This is a genomic window from Enterobacter cloacae complex sp. HYC074_NIDB (genome assembly GCF_056673345.1).
In genome coordinates, this window is sequence record NZ_CP114214.1 from 1,608,185 (window position 1) to 1,633,383 (window position 25,199).

Here is a 25,199-nt window from a genome sequence, read left to right on the forward strand (position 1 = left end):
AGGCTTACCCATGAAGCAGATCCTGCTGGTAGAAGATGACCACGATATCGCGGCACTCCTGCGTCTTAACCTGGAAGATGAAGGCTACGCCATTACCCACGAGCCCGACGGGGGCAACGCCTTACAGCGTCTTGAAACACAGCCGTGGGACGCGGTGATCCTCGATCTGATGCTGCCGAATGTCGATGGTCTGGAGATTTGCCGCCGTATCCGCCAGATGACCCGTTACCTGCCCATTATCATCATTAGCGCCCGCAGCAGTGAAACTGACCGTATTACCGGCCTGGAAACCGGGGCGGATGATTATCTGGCAAAACCTTTCTCGGTGCAGGAGCTGATTGCCCGCATTAAGGCGCTGTTCCGCCGACAGCAGGCGATGGGCCAGGCGCAGACGGACGGCATTATTCAGGCGCACGGTCTGACTATCGATCCGCTGGCGCGCACCGTGCGTCTTAACGGTCAACACGTCGATCTCACTCCGCGTGAATTTGAACTGCTCTATTTTTTTGCTCGCCATCCTGGAGAGGTCTTTTCACGGCTGGCATTGCTGGAGCAGGTGTGGGGGTATCAGCACGAAGGCTACGAACACACCGTCAACACCCATATTAACCGCCTGCGCATCAAAATAGAAAAAGATGCCGCCGAGCCGGAGATCGTTCGCACCGTCTGGGGCAAAGGCTACAAATTTGCGGAGCAGAATCATGATGCGTCGCTTTAGCCTGAGCCAGCGCCTGACGCTGCTGTTTACGGTGTTACTGCTGCTCTGCGCCACCGTCGCCTGTGCGGTGCAGCTCTACAGTAGCATGCAGTACGGCAACGCGATGGTGCAGCGGCTCTCCGGCGGGCTGGCGCAGCAGATTGTGCAGCGGGAAGCGATTCTGGATTCGCAGGGCAGGGTGGATCGCAGCGCCTTAAAACCGCTGTTCGACCGGCTGATGACCTTTAATCCGAGCGTCGAGCTGTATGTTGTCTCGCCTGATGGCGATATCCTGGCCGATGCCGCCCCGCCGGGGCACATTCAGCGGCAAAAAATTGACCTCGCGCCGATACAGAATTTCCTGAGCGGGACGGTGATGCCGGTGTTTGGCGACGATCCCCGAAGCCAGAATAAGAAAGTCTTCAGCGCCACCCCGCTGCGGCAGGACGGCGAGCTGAAGGGGTATCTGTACATTATTTTGCAGGGGGAAGAGTCCAACGCGCTGGCGGAGATGGCCTGGCACAAAGCGCTCTGGAGTACGGCGCTGTGGTCGATGCTGCTGGTGGCGCTGTTTGGTCTGCTGGCGGGGGTGCTGCTCTGGTACTGGGTGACGCGCCCGGTTAAAGAGCTCACGCTGGACGTGGCCGGGCTGGAGCAGGACAGCATCAGCGCGATTAAGCAGCTGGCGGCCCAGCCGCTTGAGCCTGCCGGCCAGGATGAAGTGGCGATCCTGCGCAATACCTTTATCGAGCTGGCGCGCAAAATCACCTCTCAGTGGGATCGGCTGGCCGACAGCGACCGCCAGCGCCGGGAGTTTATCGCCAACATTTCGCACGACTTACGCACCCCGCTGACGTCGCTGCTGGGTTATCTGGAAACGCTGTCGCTCAAATCCGCCACGCTGTCGCCGCAGGAGCATCAGCAGTACCTCGCTACCGCGCTGCGTCAGGGGCAAAAGGTACGCCATCTGTCGCAGCAGCTGTTCGAGCTGGCGCGTCTTGAGCACGGCGGCATCAAGCCCCAGCGCGAGCGTTTTGCCATGGCTGAACTGATTTCCGACGTGGCGCAGAAGTTTGAGCTTACCGCCCGCACGCGCGAGGTGAACCTGCGTATTGATGTGCCGGGGCGATTGCCGCTGGTGAATGCCGACGTGTCGATGATCGAGCGCGTGGTCACTAACCTTCTGGATAACGCCATCCGTCATACGCCGAGCGGCGGAGAAATTCGTCTGGCGGTCTGGCAGGAGAATGAACGACTTCAGGTCGAAGTGGCAGACAATGGTACGGGCGTAGATGCCTCGCTGCGCGACGATTTGTTCCAGCGGCCTTCAGCGTTAAATCCTCAGGCGTCGCGGGAGAACCGTGGGGGATTAGGGCTGTTAATCGTGAAGAGAATGCTGGAGCTGCACGGCGGTGGGATCAGGCTGATGGAGTCCGTGAGCGGGGCGCGGTTCAGGTTCTTTGTACCGCTATGAGAAATTGCCGGGTGGCGCTGCGCTTATCCGGCCTACAGACCCCCCCCGCAGGCCAGACCACCCGGCAAAAAGAGTTTACTGAGGGAACCACTGCTCGCTGATTTTCTGGTACGTACCGTCAGCTTTGATCGCTTTCAGCGCGCCGTTCAGTTTCTCAAGCAGAGCCTTGTTATCCGGACGCACGGCAATACCGAGGCCAGTGCCGAAATACTGCGGATCGGTCACTTTCTCCGTCGCTGTACCCAGCTGCGGGTTGGTTTTCAGCCACTCATTCACGACTGCGGTGTCGCCAAATACGCCATCGATACGGCCATTTTTCAGGTCGATAATGGCATTCTGGTAGCTGTCGTAGGCCACGGTTTTCACTTCAGGATGCTTGTCCTGGAGGTATTTCTGGTGCGTGGTGCCGTTCTCCATGCCGATGCGCTTGCCTTTCAGCTCGTCGAAAGATTTATAAGCTCCTTTCTTCGCAATCACCACCGCAGAGTTCGCGTAGTACGGGTCGGTGAACGCGACCTGCTTGCTGCGCTCTGGCGTAATGTCCATGCCGGAGATCACCGCATCGTATTTTTTAAATTTCAGGGACGGGATCAGGCTGTCAAACGCGTGGTTAGTAAAGGTGCAGTCGGCCTGCATCTGTTTGCACAGCGCTTTCGCCAGGTCAATGTCGAAACCGACGATCTGGTTGCTGGCATCCAGCGATTCAAACGGCGGATAGGTGGCAGAAACGCCAAAATTGATTTTATCGGCGGCGGATGCGCCAGCGGCGAAGGTTGCGAGTAATGCGGCCAGAACTAACTTTTTCATTGTAATGCTCCCGTCTGTCTTATTGATGCGCCGTGTCTGCGGCCTGGATGTACAATGCCAGTTAATGAATTTATATACAATAAAAATGATTAAGTATTATTTTAATCACAAAAAAAAGCGGATAACCCATCAGGTTACCCGCTCCATGAATACCGTTTTATGCATTTGCGTGGTTAATTCCTGCGCTCAAACGCTAACGCCTTACGCTCGATAAGACGCATCATCAGCGTCAGCAGACCGTTGACCACCAGATAGACCAGACCCGCCGCACCGAACACCATTACGTCGTAGGTGCGTCCGTACAGCAGCTGTCCGTGGCCCATCACTTCCATCAGGGTGATGGTGTAGGCCAGTGAGGTGCTTTTGAACACCAGAACGACTTCGTTGGAATAGGAAGAGAGCGCGCGCTTAAAGGCATAGGGCAGCAGGATCGCCAGCGTATCCTTCTTGCTCATGCCCAGCGCTCCGCAGGACTGCCACTGGCCTTCCGGGATCGCGCGAATGGCACCGTAGAACAGCTGCGTGGTGTAGGCGGCGCTGTTCAGCGAGAGGGCAATCAGGGCGCAGAGCCACGGTTCAGAGAGCAGGTGCCAGATCACCGGGTATTCCTGTAACGACGGGAACTGCCCCGGGCCGTAGTAAATCAGGAAGATTTGCACCAGCAGCGGCGTACCGGTAAAGAGCGTAATGTAGCCACGTACAATCCACACCAGCACTGGCGTTTTCAGCGTCAGGACGATGGTGAAGATCAGCGCCAGGATCAGCGCCACGATGATAGACGCGACGGTCAGCGTCAGGCTGGTGTGCAGCCCTTTCATCAGTTCGGGTAAATAATCCAGCATCAGCCTGGTCTCCGTTCAAAACGCGTTGCGCGCAGGTCAATACGCTTCAGAACGTACTGGCTCAGCAACGTGATCACCAGGTAGATTGCCGCCGCGACGATGTACCAGGTAAACGGCTCCTGCGTACGGGTGGCGATACTTTTGGTTTGCAGCATCAAATCGTTCACGCTGATCAGGCTTACCAGCGCGGTATCTTTCAGCAGTACCAGCCACTGATTACCCAGCCCTGGCAGGGCATGACGCCACATCTGCGGCATCACCAGGCGGAAGAAGATCGCCGCTTTCGACAGGCCCAGCGCCTGACCGGATTCCCACTGACCCTGTGGCACCGCTTTCAGCGCGCCGCGCAGCGTTTGTGACGCATAGGCTGAATAGAGCAGGGAGAGCGCAATCACGCCGCACAGGAACGGGCTGACGTCGAAGTTCTCGATCTGCATCTGCACCGGGATTTGCGCAAAGCCGAGATTAATCGTGAAGCCGTCCGACAGCGTTAACAGCAGCTGTGAGGAGCCGAAATAGATAAACAGGACCACCAGAATTTCCGGGAGTCCACGCAGCACAGTCACCAGCGCTGAACCGAGCCATGCGACAGGGCGCCACTTAACGGACTCCCACACCGCAAAGAACATCGCCAGTACGAGGCCGATAATCAGTGCACAAACGGCAAGGCCGACGGTCATCCCGGCGGCGCTTGCTAAAGGAAAAATTTCATTCATCAGGAATTACTTCTGGAACCATTTTTTGTAGATGGTTTCGTAGGTGCCGTCTTTCTTCACTTTTTCCAGCGCAGCGTTGAATTTCTGCTGCAACTCGGTGTTGCCCTGACGTACGGCAATACCCAGACCTGTACCGAAGTAGTCTTTATCGGTCACCTTGTCACCCACGGCAGCCAGCTTGTCGTTCGCTTTCAGCCATTCAGTCACGACAGCCGTATCCCCGAACACCGCATCGATACGACCGTTTTGCAGGTCCAGTTTCGCATTCTGGTAGCTGTCATACGGCACGGTGGTGATTTCCGGGTGCTTATCCATGATGAATTTCTGGTGCGTGGTGCCGTTCTGCACGCCGACTTTCTTGCCTTTCAGCAGGTCAACGGAGGCGTATTTACCTTTCTGACCGATGAACAGCGCCGAGTTGTCGTAGTAAGGGGTGGTGAACAGAACCTGCTTCTCACGCTCCGGTGTGATGTCCATACCGGCCATTACGGCGTCGATACGGCGGAACTTCAGGCTTGGGATCAGGCTGTCGAACGCCTGGTTGCTGAAGGTACAGGTCGCGTCGATCTCTTTACACAGGGCATTTGCCAGGTCCACGTCGAAGCCAACAATCTTGTTGTTCGCATCAATGGATTCAAACGGAGGGTAGGACGCTTCAGTGGCGAAACGGATGGTCTGGGCTGCGGTAGCGGAAAGGCTGACGCTAGCAAGCAGCGCGGCAATCAATACTTTTTTCATTATAATTTCCCTAACACATCAGTGTGATAAGTAGTTTTTGAAGGCATCGGTTTGCGGGTTAGTGAAGCAGCTCGCGTCACCCTGCTCAACGATATACCCGTTTTCCATATAGACCACGCGGCTGGAGGTTTTGCGCGCCACTTCCACCTCGTGGGTCACGATGACCTGGGTAATGTTGGTTTCCGCCAGCTCACGAATGATACTCACGATCTGGGCGGTAATTTCCGGGTCCAGCGCCGCGGTCGGCTCATCGAACAGCAGCACCGCTGGCTCCATCATCAGCGCACGGGCGATCGCCACACGCTGTTGCTGACCACCAGAGAGATGCAGAGGATAACGGTCGCTGTACGGTTTCAGACGCAGACGTTCCAGCAGCTTTTCAGCACGCGCCATCGCCTGGTCTTTGCTTAAGCCAAGCACGCGGCACGGGGCTTCAATCAGGTTTTGCACCACCGTCAGATGCGGCCAGAGATTGTATTGCTGGAAAACCATGCCCACGTTTTGACGCAGTTCACGAATCGCTTTATCAGAAGGGGTTTTCGCGAAGTCAAAATGGTTACCGGCGATGGCCAGCGTTCCCGAACGGGGCATTTCAAGCAGATTTAAAACACGCAGAAGGGAGCTTTTTCCCGCGCCGCTTGGGCCAAGCAAAACCAGCGTTTCGCCCTCCGGGCAACTCAGCGTAATGTCGAACAGCGCCTGGTGTGCGCCGTAGAAGCAGTTAATGCCGTTTAGTTTAATACTCATCGGGGCAGTCTTTACTCATCCAGGCAAACTATAGCAATTGAGGCCGCAGATAGTACCGTTGACAGAATAGTTATGCAATATTTATGCGTTAAAAGTTAAATATAACCCGTGTTTACTCTTAAACATAGCACAAAATAGCGACGGGAAAGGGGGGCGAGTATAAATGTCGGCATTCCGCCTGAAATGCCGAACATTTTACGGGGTTAACGTTTATTTAACGGATGCGTTAGCGGTTCTCAATCGACTGGCGAAGGGTGCCTGCCGGGGCATGAACGCTGCCGCCAATGTAGCGTACATCATCTACTGCCCAGCACTGGCCTTCACGGATCATCAGCACCTCGTCCTGCCAGGTTTGCGTCCCCTGGGTTAGCTTCACGCGCAGGGGAATATTGCGTGCGTCAGTATTTGGAATGGTGGATGCGCTGGCGACGTCGGCGCTGTCCGGCAGCGTGGCGCGGCTTGAGAACGGATCGGATGACAGCAGGGCGTTATGCTGCGGATCGCGCGAAGCGTCGGTGAGCAGTTTCGCCAGATTAGTGCTCAGGTACGGGCGCAGGGCGGTCAGGTCATTACCGCGATGCTGAATACGGTAATCATAAAATTGTTGCGCCACGGCGTCCGGGCCACCCTCAATACAAGGGCCGCTGCGGGTTCCGATATCCTTAAAGGCTGGCGTGACCGGCGTTGTGCAGGCGCTGAGCACCAGCGCGCATGGCACTAAAAGCGTTAAAGCAGAGTAGCGCATGTTGATTTCCTTATTTATTAACTATCCTTTCAATCATAGCGTAACGAACCGATAATGCAGTTGCTAACGCATTGAACGCTAAAGAAGGAGAGAAAGTATGCAGTTTTCAACTACGCCAACCCTGGAAGGTCAACCGATTACCGAGTACTGCGGCGTGGTCACCGGTGAGGCGATTCTGGGCGCGAACATATTCCGGGACTTCTTTGCCGGCATTCGGGATATCGTCGGGGGTCGCTCCGGCGCGTACGAGAAAGAGCTGCGTAAAGCGCGTGACATTGCGTTTAAGGAGCTGGGCGAGCAGGCCAAAGCGTTGGGCGCGGATGCGGTGGTAGGCATTGATATCGACTACCAAACGGTCGGGAAAGATGCCAGCATGCTGATGGTGAGCGTAAGCGGTACGGCGGTGAAAACCCGTCGATGAAGCGTTCGCTCTCAACCCTCCTGCTGGCGATATTGCTGGCAGGATGCGCCTCGGAAGAGGGTATCGTTGATAAAGGTGCGTACGAGCTGGATACGCGCCATCAGGCGCAGGCGGCCTACCCGCGTATAAAGGTGCTGGTTATTCACTACACCGCCGACGATTTCGACACCTCGCTTGCGACCCTGACCGATAAAAACGTCAGCTCTCACTATCTCATTCCCGCAAAGCCCCCAGCACCACAGGGCAAACCGCGTATCTGGCAGCTGGTCCCGGAGAGCGAGCTGGCCTGGCATGCGGGCATCAGCTTCTGGCGTGGCACCAACCGCATAAATGATACCTCCGTCGGCATTGAGCTGGAAAACCGCGGCTGGCGGCAAACCGATGGCGTGAAAACCTTTACCCCCTTCGAACCGGGGCAAATTGCGGCGCTGATCCCGCTTGCCAGAGATATCATCGCCCGCTACGACATAAAACCGCAGAACGTGGTGGCACACTCGGATATCGCCCCGCAGCGCAAAGACGATCCTGGCCCGATGTTTCCGTGGCGCGAGCTGGCGCAGCAGGGTATCGGGGCTTGGCCCGATCCGGCGCGGGTGAATTTTTATATCAACGGCCGACCGCATTATCAGCAGGTTGATACCGCAGCGCTGCTCGATCTGCTGGCGCGCTACGGTTACGAGGTGCCAGAAAACAGCACGCCCGCACAGCAAAAACGCATCATCATGGTTTTCCAGATGCATTTCCGCCCGCAGTTATGGAATGGCGTAGCGGATGTGGAAACCATGGCGATTGTCGAAGCACTTTTAGAGAAATACGGGCAGGGGTAAACCTTCGGATTACCCCCGAGTGAGTATATTTTCTAAAGTTTCTATCAGATTAATCCTAAGTACAAACTCATTTCATTTTTAGTTAATTGACTTAAAATTATCCCGATTTAAGATGGACACATAGCGCGCTAAGTAATGTAGCGAATTAATCAAAAACTTTACTCTTTTATTTTTATTCTTGAGATTTTCATCAGGTAAAAAATTTATGGTTCGGCGTAAATGCCGCGGTCATCTTATTTTAAAAAATCACATCTTAAATCGGGTATAACAATGTTAAGCATCTATGGAAAAAAATTACGTCCACAATATGAAATGGAAAGAATTATTTCTGCAACCGCAGGCGTTGAAGAAAAAACGTTAAAGAAATGGCAGAAAATTTCCACTACTGATTCCGGTTACATTCATGTCATCGTCAGCGGCGAAGTCGAATTTCGACGTGAATCTGACGAACTGTGCATGTTTACTGTCACCGGACAATGCCTTTTCGGCCTATCGTCAATGTATTACAACGCCACCCATATGTACGGCCTTGTCCGGACGAATACGGTCGTTCGCTCGATCAAGAAAGAGGTCTTCGCCCAGCTGATGGCCGAAAAAAATCTGTGGCCTGACCTGACCAAAGTCCTTTCCTGGTACATATGCGTGATGAGCAAACGTGATGATGTTCTGGTTGCCCGCAGTGCGTATTCTGTTGTTCGTGAATTTTTATATGAGATTAACGATCTGACTGTTCATCAGCAACGTGATATTAACGTTTATGATTACATTCAGGAATACACTAACCTCGCACGTAGTACTATTATCAAAATCCTCTCCGATCTGAAAAAAGGTCAATATATTGTGGTGGAAAAAGGTCGATTGCTTAACCTCACCGCACTGCCTGAAAAATATTAATACCTACTCCCGCCGTTCTCCTTTCTCACTCAAAGGAGAACGGCTATTTCCACTGTTTTTTACACTCGCTTGTGAATTATCCTGCGTTTCGTCAACCGGCGGCGCGGGAATTTTTCCTTGAGAATAATCCTGCTCCTGCTCTTTTAATGCCTGCTTAAATAATTCCGTTAATGATGACTCTTCACTGCTCGTGCTGGCGGGGGCGATATCGTGCTCATGCGCCTCGGTTCCGGGTAAGGTATCCCGCGAGGTATCGTGCGGCACCGCGCCCTCGGGCGCCTGCTGCCAGTCGGCATCATCACTGCTGATCGGCAGATCCTGCATCGGTGGAACATCAACATGCACTGGCGCAACTTTAGGCTGCGGATGCGGGAACGGTTTACTCACGTACACGTAATGCATTTCCGAAAGCTGCGTTTCCGGTTTGGCAACGCTGGCGTTGACCGGTTCAGGTGCCGGGTGGCGCAGGTTCCAGTAGACGTGCATATACAGGCCGACAACCAGCATGGCGCAAAGCCCGACCAGCCATAACGCTGTTTTGCCGAATACGTTTTTCAGGCTGGGGAGGCGGTACGAAAACCAGACCGCTTCCCCGGTTGTATAGCTGCGCTGAGCCGCAAGGCAGATGGTCGACATTAGGCTTTCTTCTCCTGCATTTTTGCGTCCGGGGTGGTGCGGGTTGCCTGAATCAGTACGCCCGGCGTGCTGTTGGTCACGCGCATCAGCTGCATCAGCGTTTCTTCACCGGGGATACCATCCACGTGCAGATGCATTTTTTGCTGGAACTCGCGGGTGCGTTTCATCATTTCTGCGGTCCAGATCCGGTCATGCGTTTCGGGCTGGCTCAATGCGATGCTTAACTGCTGATCGAGCCAGGCCATGTCTTTGCTGTCGCTGGCCGTGCCGATCGCGTCTTTTCCTTCCGGTGTCAGGCGGTGCAACTGGGTGAAGTTGCCGGTCGCATGCCGGTTAAACCAGCTGCGGCTTACCTGCCAGGTCCGGTTATTCATTAACAAGTCAATTGATGTATCTCCGACCCTGGCGACCACTGCATAGTTAAGGTGACCGCTGGTTTTCAGCTCACTGACCCACGGATACCCTTCCTGCGCCAGCGTCTGCGGGGACGCGTTCCCCTGTTTACACATCAGGTTCACTTTAGCGGCGTTCTGGCACAGCGCATCGTCGGCCGAGGCGTCATACCCCCACATGAGATAAAGCTGATGCATCGCATCCGGCTGATTAACTATTTCGTTGTCGATAACCGGCACTACGGCTGCCTCAGGTTTTGGCGTCTGCTGTTTCCAGCTGACGGGTACCGGCAGCTGGATCGGCAGGCGCGCGCCGATCGACGAGGTAAAATACCAGCCGCAGGCGGCAAACAGCACGGACGCAAACAGCCCCACGGTTGCCAGGCGCTTACCGTGTTTTTTGGCGGGCAGGATCTCTCCCGCCGCCAGACGTAAATGGCGTGGGCTGACCTGCGCCGCGCGTTCCGTCCAGGCGGCGAGCATTGACAGGTGTGCCAGCGCGTTCAGTTTGCTGATGTTGCCTTTGGTCAGCGTGTGCATTTTGCGCACGCGGGCAGGCGGCAACGGCGAATGTTCACAGTCGTGTTCTTCGCACTGCGCCTGCACATAGCTCAGGTATTCGCGGCAGGAGAGGGGGCGCAGGACATGATGGGTGTGCGTATATTCGCGCAGTTCAGGTTGCTTTAGCAGGCGTTCCTGATCCGCAGCACCCGTCAGCACCACGGCGAGCCGGAAGTTCTGCTCCTGGGCGCGCGTGAGCAGCGTTCCCAGGACTTCACGGCAGCTCTCCTTCATGGCTTCGGAATGGGCGATCGTCAGCACTCTGGATTTTGCTTTCCCCTCCTGCCACTGGCGCAGGACGGCATCCACCGCCTGCATGCGATCTTTAATCGCTTTCGTTCCCGGGTTGAGTTTGTACAGCAGGCTACTGGCACTCAGTTTGGGAAACGCGTTGATGGCAATAACGGTATTGCTGCTGGCTTTCAGCGCGTCGATGAAGTGGCTCAGAAGCGGAGCGTCGTCGCAAAAAAGCCCGATAATACCCGCCAGCTGGGTTTTCTCTTTCAGCAGGTTGAACACGTCCTGATGATAAGGCACCAGAAAATCACCGGATAAACGGGTGATTGTCCTGAATGGCGGATTTTTAAAATTAAAGTGGCTCTGATACATAACGACTGACCGTCTCTGATTAGGAATAGCAACAGCAGCAGAAAGTAAGGTAATGCCCCTGAGCGGTCAATTTGCAGACAGGGTAAAAATATCCAGCTGGCCGCGCCTAACATCTGGATTTTATACGGTCAATATTTTTCTGTATGAAAGTTGGTGGCGAAGTCAGTGGTCGTATTTGCAACAGCTTATTACTATTTTCCTCCATATTGGCGCAGTATGACGCTGCTTATTTTTGCTTTGCTATAGGCCGGATAAAAAATGAGGTTCTCATTTCTGTCACGGTGGATAACGCCTTGTATTATGTTTGTGCTGCTCATTTTTAGCGGCCAGCAAGGGTATCTCACCTTAAAAGATTATAAAAAAGTTACGAATAAGTTGGCTAAAGCTGATCTACAGCCGCTGAAAAAAACGCGCGAGGATAAACCCTTCACGCTTTTTACGGCTGCCGTCCGTCAGGAGAACTTAGCGGATGCGGCAAAAGCCCCGCTGGCAGCGGAGATAGAGGGCATTGTGCGCAGTGATGACGCCTGGCTCTCCTTTGCTGTTATCAAAACCCCAGGCGGTCAGCGAAGCTACCGTGAGGGTGAACCTCTCGCCGGATTTAACGACGCATTTATTCAGGAAATAAACAAAGATAATGTGGTGGTTAATTATGAAGGTGCTACGCAGGTACTGGCGTTAAATAAACCGGACTATTTTAAGGGGGGCGTGGATAGCGGCCCGGTTACACAATCGACGAAAGATGCTGGCGCAGAAAGTTTGCATCTTGATGATTATCTGGTGTTAAAACCCATCATTGAAAAAGGCCGACTGGAAGGCTACAGGATAAATCCAAGGAATGCCTCCGCCTTTTACAGTCAGTCAGGTCTGGAAAAAAGCGATGTGGCGGTTCAGGTTAACTCTGTCGATATGACCGATGAAGCAAAAGCGAAAAGCATTATTGCCAACTGGTCGAAAATGAAAGAAGCGGATGTCGTCGTGCGGCGTCACGCTCACCTTGAAAATATTCGGGTTAATGTTCTAAACAATTAACAAGTGTGCAGACATGAAAAAATTTCCCTGGGCGTGCGTGGCGCTGACCGCATTGTCGTTATATTCCAGTTCGCTGCTTGCAGCTAACTTTAGCGCGAGTTTTAAAAATACTGATATTCGCGAGTTTATCGATACGGTAGGCCGCAATCTCAACAAAACCATTCTGGTCGACCCGTCCGTCCAGGGCACCGTCTCGGTCCGAACCTACAACGTGCTGACGGAAGATGAGTACTACCAATTCTTTCTGAGCGTGCTGGTTCTCTACGGCCTGTCGGTGATCCCGATGGACAACGGCATGGTCAAAGTGGTGCGCTCAAGCGTGGCGCGTACCGCCGGTGCGCCGCTGGCAGACAGCAAGAACCCGGGCAAAGGTGATGAGATCATCACCCGCGTGGTGCGCATGGAAAACGTACCCGTTCGCGAGCTGGCCCCGCTGCTGCGTCAGCTCAACGATGCCACTGGCATCGGGAACGTGGTGCACTTTGAGCCGTCCAACGTCCTGCTGTTAACCGGTAAAGCCTCGGTGGTGAACCGCCTGGTGGATCTGGTGCAGCGCGTCGATAAAGACGGTATTCAGCGCCGCGAAATCATCCCGCTGCGCTTTGCCTCTGCCAAAGAACTTTCGGATATGTTGAACAACCTCAACAACGAAGAGCAGAAAGGGCAGAACGCGCCGCAGCTGGCGACCAAGGTGGTGGCGGATGACGAAACCAACAGCCTGGTGATCAGCGGTTCGGAAGATGCGCGCGCGCGTACCCGTTCCCTTATCCATCAGCTGGATCGCGAGCAGAATAACGAGGGGAACACCCGCGTCTTCTACCTCAAATATGCCAGCGCCACCAAAGTGGTGCCGGTGCTGACCGGGATTGGCGAGCAGCTGAAAGACAAGCCGGGCGCGGCCAAAGCGAAAACCGCGAGCGCCTCAACCGATCTGAATATCACCGCCGACGAGTCAACCAACTCCCTGGTGATCACCGCGCAGCCTAATGTGATGAACTCCCTGGAGAAGGTGATCGACAAGCTGGATATTCGCCGTCCGCAGGTGCTGGTGGAAGCGATCATTGCCGAAGTGCAGGACGGCAACGGCCTGGATCTTGGGGTGCAGTGGACCAGCAAGCACGGCGGCGTGCAGTTTGGCGCTACCGGCCTGCCAATCAGCCAGATTAAAAATGGCACCATGAAAGTGGCGAGCTTCACGGGCCTTGCGACCGGCTTCTTTAACGGTGATTTCGGTGCGCTGATGACCGCGCTCTCCACCAACGGCAAAAACGACATCCTCTCCACGCCAAGCGTGGTCACGCTGGATAACAAAGAAGCGTCATTCAACGTCGGTCAGGATGTGCCGGTGCTTTCCGGTTCGCAAACCACCAGCGGCGACAACGTGTTTAACTCCGTTGAGCGTAAAACCGTCGGTACCAAGCTGAAGATTGTGCCGCAAATCAACGATGGCGACATGATCCACCTGAAGATTGAGCAGGAAGTGTCCAGCGTTGACAACAGCGCGACGGAAGATTCGAGCCTCGGCCCAACCTTCAACACGCGCACGATCAATAACGAAGTGATGGTTCACAGTGGCCAGACGGTGGTGCTCGGCGGCCTGATGGAAAATGTGACCAAACAGTCCGTCTCCAAAGTGCCGCTGCTCGGCGATATCCCGCTGGTCGGGCAGCTGTTCCGCTACACCTCGCAGGATACCTCTAAACGCAACCTGATGGTGTTTATTCATACCACCGTCCTGCGTGACGACGACAACTACAGCGCAGCCTCGAAAGAGAAATATGACCAGATCCGGGTGCGCCAGATGCAGCGCGTGGAAGAGAAAAAGCTCGGTATTGTTGAGCCGAGCGACAATGCCGTCCTGCCCGCGTTTCCTTCAGCAAGCCCTCACGTCGCACCGGTGAAAACCTCCGCGGCACGCAATCCGTTTAAAGAGTAAGGCGGAGGGATAAAACGTGGACGAACTGAGTAAATCCCTGTGTAGCAGCAACTACGCAAAAGATAACGGCGTTCTGCTTTACAACAATGACGTCTATATCCGTGAGGACACCCCGGCGTTAGCACTGCTGGAGGTGCGCCGGGTGCTTGGACGCGCGTTCGTCCCGATCACCCTGGCGCCGGAAGCGTTTGATGAGATGCTGGCCAAAATCTGGCAGCAGAGCAGCGGCGTGTCGCAGCAGCTGGTGGACGACATGGACGCGGATATCGATCTGATGGCGTTAACCGAGGAGATCCCGGATAACGAAGATCTGCTCGATAACGACGAAAACTCGCCGGTGATCCGCCTGATCAACGCCATTCTCGGCGAGGCGGTGAAGGACGGCGCGTCGGATATTCATATCGAAACCTTCGAGCGCACCCTGAGCATTCGCTTTCGCGTTGACGGCGTGCTGCGCCCGGTGCTGCAACCGGCGCGTAAGCTCGCCCCGCTGCTGGTATCGCGAATCAAGGTGATGTCGAAACTCGACATCGCCGAGAAACGTCTCCCCCAGGATGGCCGTATCTCCCTGCGCATCGGTCGCAAGGCGATCGACGTGCGTGTGTCGACCATTCCGTCCCAGTACGGCGAGCGCGTGGTGATGCGTCTGCTCGATAAAAGCAATCTCAAGCCCGACATCAACAAGCTGGGGCTGATTGATGAAGAACTGGAGAAGCTGAAAGGGCTGATCGAACGCCCGCACGGGATCATCCTCGTTACCGGCCCGACGGGTTCCGGTAAAAGCACCACGCTGTACGCCATTCTTTCAGCGCTGAACGGCCACGAACGCAACATTCTGACCGTGGAAGATCCGATTGAGTACGAGCTGGAAGGGGTGGGGCAGACGCAGGTTAACCCGCGCGTGGACATGACCTTTGCCCGCGGGCTGCGCGCCATTCTGCGTCAGGACCCGGACGTGGTAATGATCGGGGAAATTCGTGACGGTGAGACCGCCCAGATTGCGGTGCAGGCGTCGCTGACCGGTCACCTGGTGATGTCGACGCTGCACACCAACAGTGCCGCAGGGGCGATAACCCGTCTGCGGGATATGGGGCTGGAGTCCTTCTTAATCGGTTCATCGTTACTCGGTGTCATTGCCCAGCGTCTGGTGCGTCGGCTGTGTACGCACTGCCGGACCACCAGTCCGCTGGACGCCAATGAAAAAGCGCTGTTCAGCTTTATGGACGCGCCGCCAGAAGCGATTTACCGCGCGGTGGGGTGCGAACACTGCCGTCAGAGCGGCTATCAGGGCCGCGCCGGTATTCATGAATTTCTGGTGGTGGACAGCGCCATGCGCCGCGCCATCCATGAAGATAAGGACGAAATGTCCCTCGAAACGCAGCTCTTTAAGCAGGCCTACAGCCTGCGTGAAAACGGGCTGCTGAAGGTGATCGGCGGCGTGACGTCTCTGGAAGAAGTCATGCGCGTCACCGCCGAGCGTGGGGGGGATGCATAATGGCTTTCTACGCCTGGACAGCGACGGATGCCGCGGGGAAAACCCAGCGCGGGACGTTACAGGCCGAGGGGCAGAAGCAGGTTCGCCAGTGGCTTCGCGAGCAAAAGCTGATGCCCGTCAGCATTACCGAAACCCGCGAAACGGCGGCTGGCGGGAAAGCGAAAACCGGGGTGAAGCTCTCCACTCCGGTGCTGTCGATGTTTACCCGTCAGCTTTCGACGCTGGTCAACGCCGCGCTGCCGCTGGAGAGCGCGCTGAAAGCGATCTCGAAGCAGACGGAAGACAAAAAGCTGGCGGCGATGGTGGTGGAGATCCGCGAGAAGGTGGTGGAAGGCCACACCCTGTTCGATGCCTTCAGCCAGTTCCCGCGCACCTTCGACAAGCTTTACTGCACGCTGGTGATGGCCGGGGAGAAAACCGGTCACCTGGGCGACGTGCTGGAGAAGCTGGCGGAGTACAACGAGCAGCTCCAGAAAATGAAAAGTAAGCTGACGCAGGCGATGGTCTACCCGATAACCCTCACCGTGGTCGCCATCGCGGTCATCAGCATACTGCTAGTGGCGGTGGTGCCGCAGGTGATCGAGCAGTTCACTCACATGAAGCAGCAGCTGCCGATCACCACCCGGACGCTAATTGCGGTAAGTGATTTCCTGCAAGCCTGGGGCATTTATATTGTAGGCATTCTGGGGGGCGGCTTTATCGGCTTCAAAACCTGGCTGAGGAATGCCAAAAACCGTTTTCGCTGGCACAGCTGGCTGGTGAACGGCTCGCCGATTAAAAAGCTGGTCTGCGCCATCAACAGCGCCCGCTATATCCGTACCCTGAGTATTTTGCAGGCCAGTAGCGTGCCGCTGCTGGAGGGGATGTATATCGCGATGGACGGTATCGAAAACCGCTATGCCCGGCAGGTGCTGGAGCAGGCCGCCGACACCGTGCGCCAGGGGGCGTCGCTATATGCGGCGCTGGAACAGGCGAAATTATTCCCGCCCACCATGCTGTATATGATTGCCTCCGGTGAAGAGAGCGGGGAATTAGGTAATTTAATGGATCGCGCGGCGGAAAATCAGGAATCGGCCTTACAACATCGAATTACATTAACGCTGTCGGTCTTTGAACCGGCGCTGGTGGTATCCATGGCGACGATTGTTTTATTCATCGTGCTTTCAATATTACAACCGCTTCTGCAACTTAATAATATGGTAGGTTAAATCATGGCTTTAAAACGTAAAAACCTGGCTCGCCAGGCGGGCTTTACATTGCTCGAATTAATGGTGGTCATTGTTATTCTCGGCGTACTGGCGAGTATGGTAGTGCCAAATTTAATGGGCAATAAGGAAAAAGCCGATACGCAAAAAGCAACCAGCGATATTGTCGCGCTCGAAGGCTCGCTGGATATGTACAAGCTGGATAACCACCGCTACCCGACCACAGAGCAGGGTTTGCAGGCGCTGGTGACCAAACCTGAAATCGCGCCAATCCCGAACGGCTACCGCACGGACGGCTATATCCGTCGCCTGCCCCAGGACCCCTGGGGCAATGATTATCTTCTGGTGAGCCCGGGTGAACACGGCGCGGTGGACGTCTTCTCAGCCGGTCCGGACGGCGAAGCCAATACCGCCGATGACATTACCAACTGGTCTCTGGATAAGAAAGAGAAATAATGAAAAATCAACGCGGCTTTACGTTGCTGGAAATTATTCTGGCGCTGGTGATATTTGCCAGTTGCGCCATGATGGTGGTGTCCACCATTCCTTCGCGCAGCGGCGCGGATATATTTGGCCAGCAATTAAAAGCGCTCGTTGATTATGGTTCAGACCGTGCGGTGATGGACGGAAATATTGTCGGGCTGGTGATCGCCACCGATAAATATCAGCTGGTGACGATCGCCGATGAAAATGGCGAGCGTCGCTGGGTGCCATTATCTGCCGGACGCATTTCCACCAAAGGTGAATTTCCGGAAGAGATGCATGTGTCGCTCTCGCCGCAGCGCCTGGCCGCGACGGTGACGTCCGAGCCGCAGGTGATCTTTTTACCGGACGGTGAAATCAGCCGCTTTACGCTGACGCTGCAAAGTTATGACAAACAGCACCATTTCCGCGTGGTGTCGCAAGGTGCGGCGCCGGTATCGGTAGAAAACGATGGCTAACGGCAACAAAAAGCAAAAGGGGATGACGCTGCTGGAGGTGATGGTCGCTCTGGTGATTTTCTCCACCGCCGCGCTGGCGCTGATGAACTCGGTCTCCCTGAACGTGCGTTTTACCCATGGCCTGGCCGATACCTTGCAGGCCAGTTGGGTGGCGGAAAACCAGCTGGCGGAAGCACAGCTCACGAAAACCGACTTCCCGGATGCTGAACAGCAGGGGACGGAAATCATGGGCGGGCGCAGCTGGAACTGGCGTAAGCAGCGGGTGAAAACGGCCGACAACGTCTGGGCGAATACAATACGCGTGTATGCGGAAGGCGATGAGAGCCAGCCGGTTATTTCCCTGCATATCATTCCGCCGGGAGAGAGCAAGTGAAGAAAATGCGACGCCAGCGCGGATTTACCCTGCTGGAGATCATGATTGCGCTGACTATCTTCGCGGTGATCAGCACCCTGGCCTGGCAAATTCTGGACGGCGCGATGCGTACCAGCTCGGCGACGGATGCCAGCGCCGCAAAGCTCAACCAGCTTCAGCGCGCCTGGAGTCTGATGGAGCGTGATTTTTTCCAGCTTCAGGCGCGCGCCCCGCGTAATGAGCCGGAGCTGTTTCGTCAGGCGGGCGATGCCCTTGAACTGACCACCCTGAATGGCGTGAGCGGAACGGTCCAACTGGAGCGCGTGCGCTGGCGGCTGGAAGAGGGGCGTTTGTATCGCGACGTCTGGCCGGTCATTGACGGCCCGGCGGACGTTAAGCCTGACGAAGTGCCGATTGTCAGCGGCGTTAAATCATTGCAGTGGCGGTTTTATCGTCAGGGCTGGCTGAAAAGCTGGAGCGACGCCGCCCATCTGCCGGACGGCGTGGAGGTTACGTTGACGATGGAAAACGGGGATACCTGGCGCTGGGTGTTTACCACGCCGGGTGATATGCCGGAGGTGGCCGCTGCCGCGGCGCCAGAGAAAGCCGCCGACGCACCTGGGACGCCCCCGGATGCAGCCCCTGCGCCTGCCCCTTCGCCGGAGACCAGACCATGAAGCGGATCCGTCAACAACAGGGCGTCGCCCTGCTGGTGGTGCTGATTTTGCTGGTGATGATGTCGGCGCTGGCCGCCAAAATCAGCCAGCAGTTCTGCCGTAATTTGCAGAAAACGCATTATCAGGTAAGCCAGCAGCAGCTGCGCTGGGCGATGCAGGCCCAGGAAAAAGTGGTTAAGGACCGGTTACAGACCGACGCCAGCGGCGAGAGCAAGCCGCTGGCGCTGGACGGCGACTGGCATCAGCCGCTGGAGACGCAGGGTGAAGATTACACGGTCGTGAGCCAGGTGGAAGATGCGCAGGACTGCTTTAACGTCAATAACCTGTTGACCGCCGACATCGCACCCCAGGGGCAAAGCGCTCCCGCGGTGGCGGAAACACCGCGTAAAGCGCGGATTGTAGAACAACTTCTGACGGAAAGTGGGCTCAGTCGGGGCACGGCGGAGGCGGTCTATTTCCAGCTGGTGGATTATCTCGATGGTGACAGCACCACGGCGAAGGAGGGGGCCGAAAGCGATGCGTGGGCTGGCGTCGTGCCCGCGCGGCAACCGGCAAATCAGATGATGCGCAGCATCGCGGAAATCAAACTGCTGCCGGCGTTCCCTGTTACGGCATATCCAAAGGTGAGCAAGCTGTTATGCGCGCTGCCGGACGCCGCCAGCAAGGTGGACGTGAACACCCTGCAACCGGAACAGGCCGCCGTGCTGGCGGCCATGTTCCCGGGAAAACTCACGCGGGATGACGCCGTTCGCCTGCTGGATTCGCGTCCGGAATCGGGCTGGGAAAATATGGAAGCGTTCAGCAAAGCGCTGGAGCAGGCCTTCCCGCAGTTAAAAGACGATCTCCCGCAGGTGGTGGATCAATTTTCTATAAACAGCCGGTACTTCCGCGTGAATTACACCGGCAATACCGATGAATTAACGCTTCGCGTGGTCAGCCAGCTTCAGGTGAATAACGAAGCCGGTGAGATCGTGACGTGGCAGCGTCGTTACCGAATGATTGAATAAGAAAAGTAGAACGTTATGAAACAGGTACTTTTTGTTCGTCCCGACAGCCGCGAGGGCGGGAAAATAATGTGGTGTGAGTCCGGCAGCGAGCGCGTCGAGGTGGTCGACAGCCTGGAGATGCTGGCCGAACACCCCCTGGCTACGCGCGTTTGTCTCCTGTTACCCGCCAGCGACATGATTTTCCGCCATTTTAGGCTACCGAAAAAGGTGGCTTCTCAGGGAATGGCCTTCTCGTGGATGGCAGAAGAGACGCTGATTGGCGACGTGGACAACCTCCACTGGACGGTACTCCACAAAAAAGGCGCCGACGTCGACGCCGTGGCCATTGACGCCGACCGCCTGCGCGCAACATTAATCCGCTGTCAGGAGGCCGGATTAAACGTGATTCAGGCCCTGCCTGATGCCTGGCTCCTGCCCGTGACGGCAGGGGGCAGCACGCTGGTCGCGCAGGATGATGGCTACTGGCTGCGTTTATCGCTCCATGTGGCGGGTGAAATGGAGGCAACCCTGCTGCCGCTGTTAATGCAGAAAGCCGGGGGCGGGGAAGTGTGGTGTTACGGCGATGCGCCTGCGAAGGTGCACATTGACGTGCAGCATGCCTGGCAGCATCCGCTGGCGCTGATCCAGCCGCAGTGGCAAACCTGTCGCGTTAACCTGCTTCACGGTGAATTCAGCCTTAAGGCCGGTCATGGGCGGGCAGCGAAAAGGATGAAAGCCGCGATGGTGGCGGCGGGCGTGCTGTCTGTTGGTCTGCTGCTGGGGCCACGCATTGCGATGGCCTGGATGCTGGTGCAGCAGGAAAATCGGGTGCAGCAGGAGATCGTCCAGGTTTATCAGCACCATTTCCCCAGCATGCGGCAGCAGACCAATATCAAATATCACTTTGGCCAAAGCCTGAAAAAACAGAGCAAGGGGTTCTTTCTTCAGCTTGAGGAGCTGGAGAAAGCCCGGCAGTCAGTCCCTGCGATGGAGATCGATCTGCTGGAATACGATGCGCAGCAAAACACCCTGACGCTGAGCGTCAGCGCGCAAAACCAGCCCGCGTTGCAGGCGTTTGTTAACCAGACCAGTGAGAATTTTGATTTTACCTTACAGCCTGTTTCAACAACCGAACCGTATACCGCCATGATCGCAGGGAAACATAAATGAAAGAGCGAATCGCACAGCTGAAAGCGCGCTATCAGAATTACAGCGCCCGGGAAAAAATCATTTTAAAAATATGTGCCGTTGCTATTGTGGGGGCAGCGGTGTATTACACAGGAGTGATCCCCTTGGATAATATGATTAAAAATAGTAAATCGACACTTAAAAGACAAAAAGAGACGCTTAACTGGATGCGCAGTGAAATTGATAAAAATCATCTTCAGATCCAGTTAGTCAAAACGGATAATCCGCGTACGGTGGTCGAGAATAGCGCCCATGAAATTAACCTTTCGCTGACGGATGTGCGCCAGGAGGGGCAAACTTTATCGTTCGTGGTGAATCGGGTTAATGTGTATGAATTAAAAAGCTGGCTGCGTGAAATTAATCAGACCACCGGTGTGAGATTGCAAAAAATTAACCTCACGCCGGTTGACCACCTCAGCGATGTGAAAGCGCAGGTGCAACTCACCTGGGCAAAAAACGCATGAATACCTTCGCGCTGATGCGGGATGCCTTTCCGGTAGGGTTCCCGATAATGAGTGCGATCCTGGGCGGCATTGTGGGCAGTTTTCTTGGCGTTGTCGCCGAACGCGTACCGGGGATGGTGATGGATGAGGAGGGGAGCGGTAATCTGCTCATTCCGGCCTCGCACTGTTCGGTGTGCCAGCACGCCCTCGCCGCGTGGGAAAACATCCCGCTGCTCAGCTGGCTTTTATTACGGGGGCGCTGCCACCAGTGCGGCAGCGCGATCCCGCTGCGACTCTTTCTGGTCGAACTGATCTCCGCCTTGTTTTTTGGCATCACGGCCTGGTGCATGCCGGACGTTCAGGCGCTGTTCTCTTTGTGGTTACTGGCGGCTTTTTTACTGCCGCTGGCCATGATCGACTGGCAGCACCAGCTGCTTCCGGACTGCCTGACCCAGCCGCTGCTGTGGGCAGGTCTCTTGCTTCATGTGTTTGACCACACGTTGCCGCTACGCGATGCGCTGTTCGGCGCGGTGGCGGGCTATCTGTCGCTCTGGCTGCTCTACTGGGCTTTTCGTCTGATCACGGGACGAGAAGGTCTGGGTTACGGGGATTTTAAGCTACTGGCGGCGCTGGGCGCCTGGTGCGGCTGGCAGGCGTTGCCCTCTATTGAACTGGCGGCAGCGTTAAGCGGTATTGTCGGTTATTTCGCCGTAAATAATTTAAATAAAAATAACCTCACTATTTCTTTTGGTCCTTATCTCGCCTTTGCTGGAATAGGGGTTTTTATTAGTCAGCAAATTGCTTTCACATTTTAAATATACAGGTCAAGATTTTTTATAAATCTTTTTGATGGAGGAAGGAAAGGACGATCCTTTACGCTCAGTGTATCGTAAGAGATATAAGCTACACGGGATTTGGCTTGTATCTTTTAATGGAGGAATACAACGCAGCAACAATTTTTTGTTCACGGCACTCACGTTGGTTAAATACGCATTACGCGAAACGCATCCATGATCTCACGGAAGACATGGGTTACTACGTTATAAATAAATTTATCAGGAAATAAAAATGAAATTTATGAAGCCAAAATATCTGGCGCTCTTTATTGCGGCGGCAACCAGCTCCGCATTTGCAGCAGCGCCAGGTGCACCGACGATCGGCTATGGCAATGACAAATTTGCCCTGGTGGAAGTGGATCAGGCTGCACAGGATTATAACAATCTTGTCAAAGTGCATAACGATGGCGTGGATGTAAAAGTTGAGTGGAACGTCTGGAGTGGTGATGCGCCAACTTCTGTGAAAGTTCTGCTGGACGGACAGATCGTATGGACCGGCGCAGCCGGTGCGACGGGCTCTGCAACGTTTAAAGTGAAAAAAGGCGGGCGTTATCAGGAACAGGTTGAAGTCTGTAATGCCAGCGGCTGTGCGAAAAGCGCCAGTAAGCTGATTATTGTGGCTGACACCGACGGTAGCCACCTGCTGCCGCTGAATACGTCTCTCCAGGAGAACAACAAAGCGTTCGCGAAGCATACCGATAAAGTGGTTGCGGCCTACTTCCCGGAATGGGGCGTTTACGACCGTAACTTCCCGGTTGATAAGATCCCTGCGGCAAACCTCAACCACATTCTGTACGGCTTCATTCCAATCTGTGGCGGTGACGGCATCAACGACGGCCTGAAAACCATTGAAGGTGGTAACAGCTTCCGCGTGCTTCAGAACGACTGTAAGGGCCGTCCTGACTTTACCGTGGCGATCCACGACCCATGGGCTGCGCTGCAAAAACCACAGGCTGGCGTCTCCAACTGGGATGATCCGTACAAAGGTAACTTTGGCCAGCTGATGGCGCTGAAAAAAGCGCATCCAGGCCTGAAAGTGCTGCCATCTATCGGCGGCTGGACGCTTTCCGATCCGTTCTTCCACATGGGCGACCCGGCTATCCGAGCACGCTTTGTCTCTTCTGTGAAAGATTTCCTCCAGACGTGGAAATTCTTTGACGGCGTGGATATCGACTGGGAATTCCCGGGCGGTGGCGGTGTAACCGAAAACCTGGGTAACCCGCAGCAGGATAAAGCGACCTATACCGCACTGATGCACGACCTGCGCACCATGCTGAACGAGCTGTCTGCACAGACGGGCCGTACCTATGAACTGACCAGCGCCATCGGTGCAGGTCGCGATAAGATCGAAGACGTGGATTACACCACGGCTCAGCAGTATCTCGACCACATCTTCCTGATGAGCTACGACTTCTACGGCGGCTGGAGCAACACCGTTCTCGGCCACCAGGCTGCGCTGCGTGCGCCAGCATGGCGTCCGGACACTGATTACACCACTGAAAATGGCGTTAACGCGCTGCTTGCGCAGGGTGTACAGCCAGGCAAGATCGTGGTGGGTGCGGGCATGTATGGCCGCGGCTGGACCGGCGTGCATGGCTACACCGGTGACAATCCATTCACCGGTACGGCAACCGGCATGGTGAAAGGCACCTGGGAACCGGGCGTGGTTGACTATCGTCAGATCGTGAACGAATACAAAGGCAAACCGGGCTGGGAATACGGCTACGACACGACCGCTGAAGCCCCTTACGTCTTCAACAAATCCACCGGCGACCTGATCTCGTATGAAGATGCGCGTTCAACCACGGCGAAAGGCAAGTATGTTCTGGCCAATAAACTGGGCGGTCTGTTCGCGTGGTCTATCGACTCTGATACCGGCGACATTCTGAATGCGATGAACGAAAGCCTGCTGGGCGGCGACTCGACTCCGGTTGATCCGGTGGTCACCAACCACGCGCCAATCGCGTCCTCTGCCGATCAGAACGTGTCTGGCCCGGCAACCGTCACGCTCGATGGCTCTGCTTCCAGCGATCCTGATGGCGATGCGATTACCTACAAATGGACTCAGGTCTCTGGTCCGTCAGTCACCATCAACAACAGCACCAAAGCGAAAGCGACCTTCAATGTTGCGGCAGCGACCACCGACCAGACCATGACGTTCCGCCTGACGGTGACCGATGCAAAAGGCCTGAGCAACGCGATTGATGTCCAGGTGGTGAACAAGGCGCCGAAAGCTAACCAGGCACCGGTTTTAAACCCAATGGAAGCGATCACGCTTGAATCTGGTGAAACCTATGCGCTGCATGCCCAGGCTGCGGACCCAGACGGTGATGCGCTGACCTACGCCTGGAGCGTACCAGCAGATATGCACGCCACCGGAACTGACTCCGCGAACGTGAATATCACGGCGCCGGAAGTGAGCTCGACGTCTACCTACACCTTGAGCGTGGTAGTGAGCGACGGTAAGACCAGCGTGCAGTCTAACGTCCAGGTTACCGTGAATCCGAAAGCGGCGCCTGCACCGGTACCTGCTGACGAAGACACTAACCCGGCGGATGACGTTACCCCTCCGGCTGATGATGTGACTCCTCCGTCTGACAAAGGAAGCTGCGATGCACCTGTGGATGCTAACGCCAGCAAATACGCGGCGTGGGAATCCAGCAAAATCTACAACGGTGGCGATACCGTAAGCTTCGACCATCTGGTGTGGAAAGCGAAGTACTGGACTCAGGGCAATCAGCCTGGCTTCGGTGTGGATGCATGGGAGCTGGTGAGCAACGTGAAGATGAACTGGCGTTCTGACCTGGTCTACAACGGCGGCGACACTACCACCTATGAAGGTAACGTTTACCGTGCGAAATGGTGGACCCGTGGTGATAACCCAGCCAACAGCGACGTATGGGTAAAAGAAGGCGCATCAACAGATTGCAAATAATCTAACCCATTAATCACTCCCCCTTTAGAGGGGGAGTGATTCAAAATTCATTTTACAGGATGTTGGT

26 protein-coding genes are annotated in these 25,199 nt (G+C 55.4%); 18 read left to right on the forward strand and 8 right to left on the reverse strand.

The window, feature by feature from the left end:
• Positions 1 to 10: 10 nt before the first annotated feature.
• Positions 11 to 718, forward strand: coding sequence for a response regulator transcription factor (locus O1724_RS07895; RefSeq protein ID WP_022650690.1), 708 nt, complete (start codon positions 11 to 13; stop codon positions 716 to 718).
• On the forward strand, positions 702 to 2,171 hold the full coding sequence (locus tag O1724_RS07900) for a sensor histidine kinase (protein ID WP_022650691.1): 1,470 nt from the start codon (positions 702 to 704) through the stop codon (positions 2,169 to 2,171). The genes O1724_RS07895 and O1724_RS07900 overlap by 17 nt, the downstream gene beginning before the upstream one ends.
• A gap of 75 nt (positions 2,172 to 2,246) precedes the next feature.
• Here O1724_RS07900 and artJ read toward each other — a convergent pair whose 3' ends face one another.
• The 6 genes from artJ to O1724_RS07930 all read right to left on the reverse strand — a co-directional run bounded on the left by artJ (position 2,247) and on the right by O1724_RS07930 (position 6,766).
• A complete protein-coding gene (artJ, locus tag O1724_RS07905; RefSeq protein WP_015571008.1) occupies positions 2,247 to 2,978 on the reverse strand; it encodes an arginine ABC transporter substrate-binding protein ArtJ in 732 nt (243 codons plus the stop codon).
• 173 nt (positions 2,979 to 3,151) lie between these two features.
• A complete protein-coding gene (artM, locus tag O1724_RS07910; RefSeq protein WP_003858369.1) occupies positions 3,152 to 3,820 on the reverse strand; it encodes an arginine ABC transporter permease ArtM in 669 nt (222 codons plus the stop codon).
• On the reverse strand, positions 3,820 to 4,536 hold the full coding sequence (gene artQ / locus O1724_RS07915; protein ID WP_003858367.1) for an arginine ABC transporter permease ArtQ: 717 nt from the start codon (positions 4,534 to 4,536) through the stop codon (positions 3,820 to 3,822). Before artQ ends, artM begins: the two co-directional genes overlap by 1 nt.
• Positions 4,537 to 4,542: 6 nt before the next feature.
• Positions 4,543 to 5,274 (reverse strand): arginine ABC transporter substrate-binding protein ArtI, encoded by a 732-nt coding sequence (artI, locus tag O1724_RS07920; RefSeq protein WP_006174322.1) that lies wholly within the window; start codon positions 5,272 to 5,274, stop codon positions 4,543 to 4,545.
• Positions 5,275 to 5,292: 18 nt separating this feature from the next.
• Positions 5,293 to 6,021, reverse strand: a complete 729-nt coding sequence (gene artP, locus O1724_RS07925; RefSeq protein WP_126297337.1) for an arginine ABC transporter ATP-binding protein ArtP — start codon at positions 6,019 to 6,021, stop codon at positions 5,293 to 5,295.
• A 226-nt stretch (positions 6,022 to 6,247) separates the two neighbouring features.
• Positions 6,248 to 6,766, reverse strand: coding sequence for a lipoprotein (locus tag O1724_RS07930; RefSeq protein WP_479983954.1), 519 nt, complete (start codon positions 6,764 to 6,766; stop codon positions 6,248 to 6,250).
• Positions 6,767 to 6,863: 97 nt separating this feature from the next.
• Here O1724_RS07930 and O1724_RS07935 point away from each other — a divergent pair, with 97 nt between their 5' ends.
• The 3 genes from O1724_RS07935 (at position 6,864) to O1724_RS07945 (ending at position 8,908) form a co-directional block, all read left to right on the forward strand.
• Complete coding sequence (locus O1724_RS07935) at positions 6,864 to 7,187, forward strand: heavy metal-binding domain-containing protein (RefSeq protein ID WP_126297336.1); 324 nt, start codon at positions 6,864 to 6,866, stop codon at positions 7,185 to 7,187.
• Positions 7,184 to 8,014, forward strand: coding sequence for an N-acetylmuramoyl-L-alanine amidase (locus O1724_RS07940; RefSeq protein WP_032608935.1), 831 nt, complete (start codon positions 7,184 to 7,186; stop codon positions 8,012 to 8,014). Before O1724_RS07935 ends, O1724_RS07940 begins: the two co-directional genes overlap by 4 nt.
• A gap of 270 nt (positions 8,015 to 8,284) precedes the next feature.
• Entirely contained in the window at positions 8,285 to 8,908 is a 624-nt protein-coding gene (locus O1724_RS07945) for a helix-turn-helix domain-containing protein (RefSeq protein ID WP_058648679.1), read from the forward strand.
• A gap of 3 nt (positions 8,909 to 8,911) precedes the next feature.
• Here the strand turns inward: O1724_RS07945 and O1724_RS07950 are convergent, their stop codons facing one another.
• Both O1724_RS07950 and O1724_RS07955 read right to left on the reverse strand, forming a co-directional pair.
• Complete coding sequence (locus O1724_RS07950) at positions 8,912 to 9,544, reverse strand: hypothetical protein (RefSeq protein WP_022650696.1); 633 nt, start codon at positions 9,542 to 9,544, stop codon at positions 8,912 to 8,914.
• Positions 9,544 to 11,106, reverse strand: a complete 1,563-nt coding sequence (locus O1724_RS07955) for an ExeA family protein (RefSeq protein WP_126297334.1) — start codon at positions 11,104 to 11,106, stop codon at positions 9,544 to 9,546. The genes O1724_RS07950 and O1724_RS07955 overlap by 1 nt, the downstream gene beginning before the upstream one ends.
• A gap of 300 nt (positions 11,107 to 11,406) precedes the next feature.
• Here O1724_RS07955 and gspC point away from each other — a divergent pair, with 300 nt between their 5' ends.
• From gspC to O1724_RS08020, 13 genes are all read left to right on the forward strand, one after another.
• The gene (gspC, locus tag O1724_RS07960; RefSeq protein WP_045347118.1) at positions 11,407 to 12,138 is read left to right on the forward strand and encodes a type II secretion system protein GspC; all 732 of its coding nucleotides are present in this window, start codon (positions 11,407 to 11,409) and stop codon (positions 12,136 to 12,138) included.
• 13 nt (positions 12,139 to 12,151) lie between these two features.
• On the forward strand, positions 12,152 to 14,074 hold the full coding sequence (gene gspD / locus O1724_RS07965; protein WP_126297333.1) for a type II secretion system secretin GspD: 1,923 nt from the start codon (positions 12,152 to 12,154) through the stop codon (positions 14,072 to 14,074).
• A 16-nt stretch (positions 14,075 to 14,090) separates the two neighbouring features.
• Positions 14,091 to 15,569, forward strand: a complete 1,479-nt coding sequence (gene gspE / locus O1724_RS07970; RefSeq protein WP_022650700.1) for a type II secretion system ATPase GspE — start codon at positions 14,091 to 14,093, stop codon at positions 15,567 to 15,569.
• Positions 15,569 to 16,777, forward strand: a complete 1,209-nt coding sequence (gene gspF / locus O1724_RS07975; RefSeq protein ID WP_126297332.1) for a type II secretion system inner membrane protein GspF — start codon at positions 15,569 to 15,571, stop codon at positions 16,775 to 16,777. Before gspE ends, gspF begins: the two co-directional genes overlap by 1 nt.
• A 3-nt stretch (positions 16,778 to 16,780) precedes the next feature.
• A complete protein-coding gene (gspG, locus tag O1724_RS07980; RefSeq protein WP_003858352.1) occupies positions 16,781 to 17,230 on the forward strand; it encodes a type II secretion system major pseudopilin GspG in 450 nt (149 codons plus the stop codon).
• The gene (gspH, locus tag O1724_RS07985) at positions 17,230 to 17,715 is read left to right on the forward strand and encodes a type II secretion system minor pseudopilin GspH (protein ID WP_126297331.1); all 486 of its coding nucleotides are present in this window, start codon (positions 17,230 to 17,232) and stop codon (positions 17,713 to 17,715) included. Before gspG ends, gspH begins: the two co-directional genes overlap by 1 nt.
• Complete coding sequence (gene gspI, locus O1724_RS07990; RefSeq protein WP_003858348.1) at positions 17,708 to 18,088, forward strand: type II secretion system minor pseudopilin GspI; 381 nt, start codon at positions 17,708 to 17,710, stop codon at positions 18,086 to 18,088. Before gspH ends, gspI begins: the two co-directional genes overlap by 8 nt.
• Positions 18,085 to 18,744, forward strand: coding sequence for a type II secretion system minor pseudopilin GspJ (gene gspJ, locus O1724_RS07995; protein ID WP_045895452.1), 660 nt, complete (start codon positions 18,085 to 18,087; stop codon positions 18,742 to 18,744). Before gspI ends, gspJ begins: the two co-directional genes overlap by 4 nt.
• The gene (gene gspK, locus O1724_RS08000) at positions 18,741 to 19,751 is read left to right on the forward strand and encodes a type II secretion system minor pseudopilin GspK (protein ID WP_048241088.1); all 1,011 of its coding nucleotides are present in this window, start codon (positions 18,741 to 18,743) and stop codon (positions 19,749 to 19,751) included. Before gspJ ends, gspK begins: the two co-directional genes overlap by 4 nt.
• A 15-nt stretch (positions 19,752 to 19,766) precedes the next feature.
• On the forward strand, positions 19,767 to 20,900 hold the full coding sequence (gene gspL, locus O1724_RS08005) for a type II secretion system protein GspL (RefSeq protein WP_126297330.1): 1,134 nt from the start codon (positions 19,767 to 19,769) through the stop codon (positions 20,898 to 20,900).
• On the forward strand, positions 20,897 to 21,382 hold the full coding sequence (gene gspM, locus O1724_RS08010) for a type II secretion system protein GspM (protein ID WP_022650705.1): 486 nt from the start codon (positions 20,897 to 20,899) through the stop codon (positions 21,380 to 21,382). The genes gspL and gspM overlap by 4 nt, the downstream gene beginning before the upstream one ends.
• Positions 21,379 to 22,176, forward strand: coding sequence for a prepilin peptidase (locus O1724_RS08015; protein WP_023315730.1), 798 nt, complete (start codon positions 21,379 to 21,381; stop codon positions 22,174 to 22,176). Before gspM ends, O1724_RS08015 begins: the two co-directional genes overlap by 4 nt.
• A gap of 253 nt (positions 22,177 to 22,429) precedes the next feature.
• Positions 22,430 to 25,132: a glycosyl hydrolase family 18 protein gene (locus O1724_RS08020; protein WP_126297329.1), complete on the forward strand. Its 2,703-nt coding sequence runs from the start codon at positions 22,430 to 22,432 to the stop codon at positions 25,130 to 25,132.
• Positions 25,133 to 25,199 lie beyond the last annotated feature (67 nt).

Bases quoted from the DNA above. Each gene is read 5' to 3' on its own strand.
- gspD (WP_126297333.1), top strand. From the start codon at position 12,152: ATGAAAAAATTTCCCTGGGCGTGCGTGGCGCTGACCGCATTGTCGTTA.
- O1724_RS07940 (WP_032608935.1), top strand. From the start codon at position 7,184: ATGAAGCGTTCGCTCTCAACCCTCCTGCTGGCGATATTGCTGGCAGGA.
- artM (WP_003858369.1), bottom strand. From the start codon at position 3,820: ATGCTGGATTATTTACCCGAACTGATGAAAGGGCTGCACACCAGCCTG.
- gspI (WP_003858348.1), top strand. From the start codon at position 17,708: ATGGCTAACGGCAACAAAAAGCAAAAGGGGATGACGCTGCTGGAGGTG.
- gspC (WP_045347118.1), top strand. From the start codon at position 11,407: ATGTTTGTGCTGCTCATTTTTAGCGGCCAGCAAGGGTATCTCACCTTA.
- gspF (WP_126297332.1), top strand. From the start codon at position 15,569: ATGGCTTTCTACGCCTGGACAGCGACGGATGCCGCGGGGAAAACCCAG.
- O1724_RS07950 (WP_022650696.1), bottom strand. From the start codon at position 9,544: ATGTCGACCATCTGCCTTGCGGCTCAGCGCAGCTATACAACCGGGGAA.
- O1724_RS07955 (WP_126297334.1), bottom strand. From the start codon at position 11,106: ATGTATCAGAGCCACTTTAATTTTAAAAATCCGCCATTCAGGACAATC.
- O1724_RS08020 (WP_126297329.1), top strand. From the start codon at position 22,430: ATGAAATTTATGAAGCCAAAATATCTGGCGCTCTTTATTGCGGCGGCA.
- artQ (WP_003858367.1), bottom strand. From the start codon at position 4,536: ATGAATGAAATTTTTCCTTTAGCAAGCGCCGCCGGGATGACCGTCGGC.
- O1724_RS07930 (WP_479983954.1), bottom strand. From the start codon at position 6,766: ATGCGCTACTCTGCTTTAACGCTTTTAGTGCCATGCGCGCTGGTGCTC.
- artI (WP_006174322.1), bottom strand. From the start codon at position 5,274: ATGAAAAAAGTATTGATTGCCGCGCTGCTTGCTAGCGTCAGCCTTTCC.
- O1724_RS07935 (WP_126297336.1), top strand. From the start codon at position 6,864: ATGCAGTTTTCAACTACGCCAACCCTGGAAGGTCAACCGATTACCGAG.
- gspH (WP_126297331.1), top strand. From the start codon at position 17,230: ATGAAAAATCAACGCGGCTTTACGTTGCTGGAAATTATTCTGGCGCTG.
- artP (WP_126297337.1), bottom strand. From the start codon at position 6,021: ATGAGTATTAAACTAAACGGCATTAACTGCTTCTACGGCGCACACCAG.
- gspM (WP_022650705.1), top strand. From the start codon at position 20,897: ATGAAAGAGCGAATCGCACAGCTGAAAGCGCGCTATCAGAATTACAGC.
- gspL (WP_126297330.1), top strand. From the start codon at position 19,767: ATGAAACAGGTACTTTTTGTTCGTCCCGACAGCCGCGAGGGCGGGAAA.
- O1724_RS07895 (WP_022650690.1), top strand. From the start codon at position 11: ATGAAGCAGATCCTGCTGGTAGAAGATGACCACGATATCGCGGCACTC.
- O1724_RS08015 (WP_023315730.1), top strand. From the start codon at position 21,379: ATGAATACCTTCGCGCTGATGCGGGATGCCTTTCCGGTAGGGTTCCCG.
- gspG (WP_003858352.1), top strand. From the start codon at position 16,781: ATGGCTTTAAAACGTAAAAACCTGGCTCGCCAGGCGGGCTTTACATTG.
- artJ (WP_015571008.1), bottom strand. From the start codon at position 2,978: ATGAAAAAGTTAGTTCTGGCCGCATTACTCGCAACCTTCGCCGCTGGC.
- O1724_RS07945 (WP_058648679.1), top strand. From the start codon at position 8,285: ATGTTAAGCATCTATGGAAAAAAATTACGTCCACAATATGAAATGGAA.
- O1724_RS07900 (WP_022650691.1), top strand. From the start codon at position 702: ATGATGCGTCGCTTTAGCCTGAGCCAGCGCCTGACGCTGCTGTTTACG.
- gspK (WP_048241088.1), top strand. From the start codon at position 18,741: ATGAAGCGGATCCGTCAACAACAGGGCGTCGCCCTGCTGGTGGTGCTG.